The organism is Spirosoma terrae (genome assembly GCF_010435915.1).
GTDB lineage: Bacteria > Bacteroidota > Bacteroidia > Cytophagales > Spirosomataceae > Spirosoma > Spirosoma terrae.
Window position 1 is genome coordinate 1 of the sequence record NZ_JAAFZH010000032.1, and the last position, 5,862, is coordinate 5,862.

Consider the following 5,862-nt stretch of genomic DNA (forward strand, 5'->3'; position numbering starts at 1 on the left):
GGCCCCCCAAAGATTATTTGGAAACCCACCCAGTATCAGGCAATTAGACAGAAATAAAAATTTAAACTTTTTTCAGCAGGTGGTTTTTCTTTCCTTTTGACACTAGAATATAGCGTCCTTGAAGCCATTCCAGGTCCAGAGAAGCAGCCGGGTCCGACACTTTCGTCTTGTTCAGACTAACTGCATTTTGGGTAATAGCTCTGCGTGCTTCTCCTTTTGATGCATACACTTCTCCTTTACTCGCTACCGATAGTAAGTCCGTAATATCTTTACATCCGGCCAGCTCTTCGTCTGTTACCATCGTCTGGGGCACTCCTTCGAAAATAACGTCAAACTCGTCAGCCTGAATTGATCGTAGTGTTTCGAGGGTAACTTTGCCAAACAAAACTTCAGAAGCCTTTACCGCCAGATCATATCCTGCCTGAGAGTGTACTCGAATGGTTACGTCCTGGGCGATTGCTTTCTGTAGTATGCGTAAATGTGGAGCTTCGGCATGCTGACGTTCTAATTCCTCAATTTCTTCCTGCGATAACAGAGTAAATACACGAATCAATCTTGGACAATCGGCGTCCGTCGCATTTAGCCAGAATTGGTAAAACTGATAGGGTGATGTCATCGCTGGATCGAGCCATACGTTACCACCGGCCGACTTCCCAAATTTCGTTCCGTCGGCTTTCGTGATTAAAGGCGTTGTCAGGGCATAGGCCAGATGCTCTTCGGAATGCTCTGTGCCTCCGCCTGCTTTACGTCTGATCAGTTCGGTCCCCGTCGTAATATTCCCCCACTGATCCGACCCGCCCATCTGCAGGCGAACGCCTTTGTTTTTGTAAAGCCAGTAGAAATCATACCCCTGAAGTAGTTGGTACGAAAATTCCATAAACGACAAACCCGTTTCCAGCCGCTTCTTCACGGAATCTTTCGCCACCATATAATTAACGGTAATATGCTGGCCAGCTTCCCGCAAAAACTCTAGAAAGGTAATTCCTTTAAACCAGTCGTAGTTGTTAACCATTTCGGCAGCGTTATCGCCTGAATCAAAGTTCAGGAATCGAGCCAGCTGTGCCCGAATGCCTTCCTGGTTTCGACGTAACGTTTCCTCGGATAGATAATCGCGCTCAGTAGAACGACCAGATGGATCACCAATCATGCCCGTTGCTCCTCCTACCAAGGCGAATGGCTTATGACCGGCCCGCTGAAGATGGACCAATAACATAATAGTTGCCAGGTTGCCAATATGGAGCGATGCCGCTGTGGGATCAAAGCCAATATAGCCCGCTGTCATTTCTTTCTGGAGTTGCTCTTCAGTTCCAGGGGTCATGTCGTGCAACATACCCCGCCAGCGGAGTTCGTCAATGAAATTCATACTAGTTAAGACTGAGTGAAACCGGATCGACGGCTTACTATCACGTAATAAGATTACAAATGTATATAGTTTATGGCAGAAGCAGCGATGAGTCGCCGTAGCTTAGAAAACGATAATCGTTGTCGAGCGCTTCCTCATATACCCGTTTCCAATCGTTACCAATTAATGCTGCGATCAACAAGATTAACGTAGAACCAGGCTGGTGGAAATTCGTAACGATACCTTTACAAAGCTTAAACTGGTAACCGGGCGTAATATAGATACCTGTATGGGCTACTACGGAATCCAGTTTGTTGTCAATCAGATAATGCAGCACGCTACGTAGTGATTCCTCAACCAGAGGCTGCTCATCCGGAGAAAGTTGGTAGGCAAAGTGCTGGTCGAGCGAAAAAGGATCAGGCTGATTATGTAGTACTTTCACCCCCATCCAGTACAAACTTTCCAGCGCCCGCATCGACGTAGTACCAACGGCTATAATATTATTGATATGATTCAGCAAATTCCGTAGGTTTTCCTGGGTATAGATTACCTGCTCGGTGTGCATGTGATGCTGGCGAACATCGGCCGTTTTAATGGGCTGAAAAGTACCAGCCCCAACGTGCAATGTCAGATAATCATGAGCAACGTTACGTTTCGCAAGGTTGTCAAATACAGTCGATGTAAAATGCAGTCCAGCGGTGGGGGCCGCTACGGCTCCCTCCTGTCTGGAATAAATCGTCTGATACGTTTCCCGGTCAGCCGCCGTCGATTCGCGTTTCAGATAAGGTGGCAGTGGTATCTCACCAGCCGCCTGAATTATCTGGGCAAACGGGAGATTGGCCGGTTGCCAGCTTAGCCGAATAACCGATTGTTCATAGTCATACCAATCGGCTTTTAGCAAAACAGGTCCGTTCGACGTAGCAAGCGTTGTTTCGAGGGTTTCCGACGCCTTCCAGCGTTTTCGGTTACCCACCATTCCCTGCCAGATTGCCTCGCCAGTCTTCTCCATAGCCATACTAATAGGCTGTGTGCTCGGAACTGGAGTCAGCAGAAATAGCTCAATCAGCGCCCCGGTTGGTTTGGTAAAGTGAAGTCGGGCGGGAATTACTTTTGTATTATTAAAAACAAGGTAACTAGTCGCAGACAGTAGAGCCGGCAGATCTGAGAACCGTTTATGGCTGATTTCCCCATGCCGATAAACCAGTAACCTGGACGTATCACGCTGGGGTAATGGAAACCGCGCAATACGTTCATCCGGCAAATTGTATTGAAACTCGCTCAATAGTAATTCACTTGGCTCAGTCATCGTTACTCGGTTTCATGAACAAACGAATTGGCAAAGCGGCAATGACAACAATCAGGATAACCGTACTGACGGGCAGCAACCAGGCATAATCCAGGGCCTGAATCGGACGGTCCGAACGATTCAGCAACGACAAAACAAATAAACCCAATGCCAGAATGGTATTGATAGCAGCCATGAGCGCCGAAAACCAATTGGTAAAGATCTCGTTTAGCTGAGAACGATGCGATACCCACATGTCGGGATTGGGAACCGGAATTTTAGCGGTCGGCACTTTCAGAAATAACCGGGATATGGCATTGATGAGCGTGTTGTTAAGAATGAAAATAAGAACAGCTACATAAAAAATCGTTTCCCGCTCGATGGTTTGAATCGGATTGTTCTGCTCGTCAAAGCGAACAGCTACATCGCCAGGATAAGAAATATAACTAGTAAAAAGAGCAAACACCAGACCGAGAATGGACAGTATACGCCAGGTACGAACAAAAAAAGTACTTGCTTTCATTTAAATAAGCGACAGAGTGACGGATGACCCATACAATCAAGCCGTTAAAACAACATGCCTTGCATCAGGACTTAATCACTTTATGAAATTTACGGCTGACTTTTCAAATCAGGGCGCAAAGGTACGGCCTGAACGGGGGAATTCCGTTAGCTTAGCCAATTGTTGTCAAGTTTGGTTTAGAAGATTATATGAAGATTTACACAAAAACAGGCGATAGGGGACAAACAGCCCTGATTGGCGGCCGTCGAGTCAGCAAAGCCGACCTACGTATTGATGCCTATGGAACAATCGATGAACTCAACTCCTGGATTGGACTCGTGCGCGATCAATCCGTTAATAGCAGCCGTAAAGAGTTGCTCAAAGAAATTCAGGATAGGCTTTTTACCATTGGTGCGGAATTAGCCACTGATCCTGACAAGACATTAAAACGAGCCATGCCCGCTATTGTCCCCGACGATATTCTCTTACTGGAACAGGCAATGGATTCGATGGACGTAGCGCTACCAGAACTTCGGGCGTTTATTTTACCCGGTGGCCATCAATCCGTGTCTTTTTGCCACCTGGCACGTACCGTTTGCCGGCGGGCCGAACGATTGATTATTAAGCTAAACGAAGTAGTAGCCGTAGATGATTTGGTTATTCCGTACGTTAACCGATTATCTGATTACCTGTTTGTGCTGAGTCGCAAAATGGCGCAGGAATTAGAGACATCAGAAGTCGAATGGAAACCCAGAATAAACCACTAAAAAAAAGTTGTCAAGACAACTAAATTAACTCATTCTTATTTTTTAGCTTTGCCGTAGGTGGTATAAAAAGCCATCTAACTCATTAGCCAATACCCTGATTATGACGACAGACGTCCTGCAAATTGAATTGCGGAAAGCGGAACGCTCCCGGATTCAGGAGGTAGATTTTAATCATCTGCCTTTCGGAAAACATTTCTCGGACCACATGTTCGTGGCCGATTTTATAGATGGTCAGTGGCAGAATCAAATGATTGTGCCGTTCGACAATTTCACGCTCAGCCCAGCTCTGTCGTCGCTCCATTATGGTCAGTCGATTTTCGAAGGTATGAAAGCCTTCAAAAATGAAGCGGGTGAGGTAATGATGTTCCGGCCATACGCCAACTTTGAGCGGATGAACGAATCGGCTAAACGAATGTGTATGGCAACCCTGACCGAAGACGTGTTTATGGGCGGTCTGGAAGCACTGCTACGTGTCGATGCCGATTGGGTGCCCAACACGCCTGACAGCTCATTATATGTACGCCCCTATATGTTTGCTACCGATACGTATCTGGGCGTAGCACCTTCCAAAACGTATCGTTTCTGCATTTTCACCTGTCCGGTTGGGGCTTATTATTCCAACCCACCCAAGCTGAAAGTCGAAACAGACTATATCCGGTCGGCTCCGGGCGGTGTAGGCTATGCTAAATGTGCTGGAAACTACGCGGGATCGATGTATCCTACCCTACTGGCTCAGCAACAGGGGTATGATCAGTTGATCTGGACCGACGCCCGCGAGCACAAATACATTGAGGAGTCGGGCACCATGAATATTATGTTCATGCTAGATGGCAAGCTCGTAACGCCAGCTACCTCCGATTCGATTCTTAAAGGTGTTACGCGCGATTCGATATTGCAGATTGCGCGGAGCTGGGGCGTTACGGTAGAAGAACGTCTGGTGTCAATTGAGGAAGTCATCAACGGCATCGAAACGGGTCGACTGACCGAAGCGTTCGGCGCTGGTACGGCGGTCGGTTCTTCTCCTTACTCGCTGATTGGCTATCAGGGCAAAGATTATATGCTGCCTGAATTTGCACCTGAAGATTCCTTTGCGGTACGTGTCAGAAATTATCTATCCGATTTACGCACTGGCAAAATTGAGGATACGTTCGGCTGGATGCACAAAGTTTAGCCCTATCAAGTCCTATTGAAAGCCCTGGCATTTTCGGTTAGGGCTTTTTTATTGGCGCATCAGCTTCTGGCCGACCAGGCTATTGTTAACCACTATATACAGGAACGGCCACTCACATGAGTGGCCGTTCCTGTAGGATTGATTATTTTTTTTATTCTTTAACCAGTTTCAGAACCTGTTTCTGCGTATCGGTCATTATTTGTAAGAAATAAATACCGGCAGATCGCCCAACTGATAACGTAGCACGTTCAACCGAAGAAGCACGCTCTACGGTTTTTTCACTGACGCTACGTCCGCGGCTATCGATCGTCTGCAAATGCAGTTTCTGGCCGCTGGCACCCCGAATCTCTACTTCTACAGTCTCTGTAACGACCGGATTCCCCAGAATAACAGCCGACAATGATTCGCTATTCTCGCCCACACCTAATCGAGCAGGAGCGTTACAGGCAGCTAACCAGTTGTAGCTATAGGTCGATACCACACCTGACTGCTCCGCCTTCAAAGTGATGACCGGATTATCGGTGTACAGACGTAGCGTGTACGGACCAGGATTGGTTGTTGGTATACGCTCGTTAATGACCGAGAACGTAATGGTACTACCATTTGTACCGGTATAAACTGGCGTAAACGTTACGTTACGTTCACCTGCTGAAATCACTTCGCAGTAGTTAGTCGTCGCACTGGCGATAGCAAACGTACCACCCGGATTGGTGGTGCTCGACACAGGGCTCACCGTAATGGCAAAGCTGGTGCTGGCCGTCAGACTACCCGGATCCGTGGCCGTTACCGTAATGG

The 5,862-nt window shown here is 47.4% G+C and carries 6 protein-coding genes; 2 read left to right on the top strand and 4 right to left on the bottom strand.

What is annotated here, in order from left to right:
• Nucleotides 1-61: 61 nt before the first annotated feature.
• The 3 genes from tyrS to GK108_RS30795 form a co-directional block, all read right to left on the bottom strand.
• Nucleotides 62-1,363 (bottom strand): tyrosine--tRNA ligase, encoded by a 1,302-nt coding sequence (gene tyrS, locus GK108_RS30785; RefSeq protein WP_163955445.1) that lies wholly within the window; start codon nucleotides 1,361-1,363, stop codon nucleotides 62-64.
• Between the two features lie 70 nt (nucleotides 1,364-1,433).
• On the bottom strand, nucleotides 1,434-2,648 hold the full coding sequence (locus tag GK108_RS30790) for an S-adenosylmethionine:tRNA ribosyltransferase-isomerase (RefSeq protein ID WP_163955446.1): 1,215 nt from the start codon (nucleotides 2,646-2,648) through the stop codon (nucleotides 1,434-1,436).
• Nucleotides 2,641-3,150, bottom strand: coding sequence for a hypothetical protein (locus GK108_RS30795; protein WP_163955447.1), 510 nt, complete (start codon nucleotides 3,148-3,150; stop codon nucleotides 2,641-2,643). Before GK108_RS30795 ends, GK108_RS30790 begins: the two co-directional genes overlap by 8 nt.
• A 188-nt stretch (nucleotides 3,151-3,338) precedes the next feature.
• On the opposite strand from GK108_RS30795, the gene GK108_RS30800 reads away from it, so the two are divergent.
• Entirely contained in the window at nucleotides 3,339-3,896 is a 558-nt protein-coding gene (locus GK108_RS30800) for a cob(I)yrinic acid a,c-diamide adenosyltransferase (protein ID WP_163955448.1), read from the top strand.
• Nucleotides 3,897-3,996: 100 nt separating this feature from the next.
• Entirely contained in the window at nucleotides 3,997-5,067 is a 1,071-nt protein-coding gene (locus tag GK108_RS30805; RefSeq protein WP_163955449.1) for a branched-chain amino acid aminotransferase, read from the top strand.
• A 151-nt stretch (nucleotides 5,068-5,218) separates the two neighbouring features.
• On the opposite strand, the gene GK108_RS30810 is transcribed toward GK108_RS30805, so the two are convergent.
• A partial coding sequence (locus tag GK108_RS30810; RefSeq protein ID WP_163955450.1) for a T9SS type A sorting domain-containing protein occupies nucleotides 5,219-5,862 on the bottom strand: 644 nt, incomplete at its 5' end.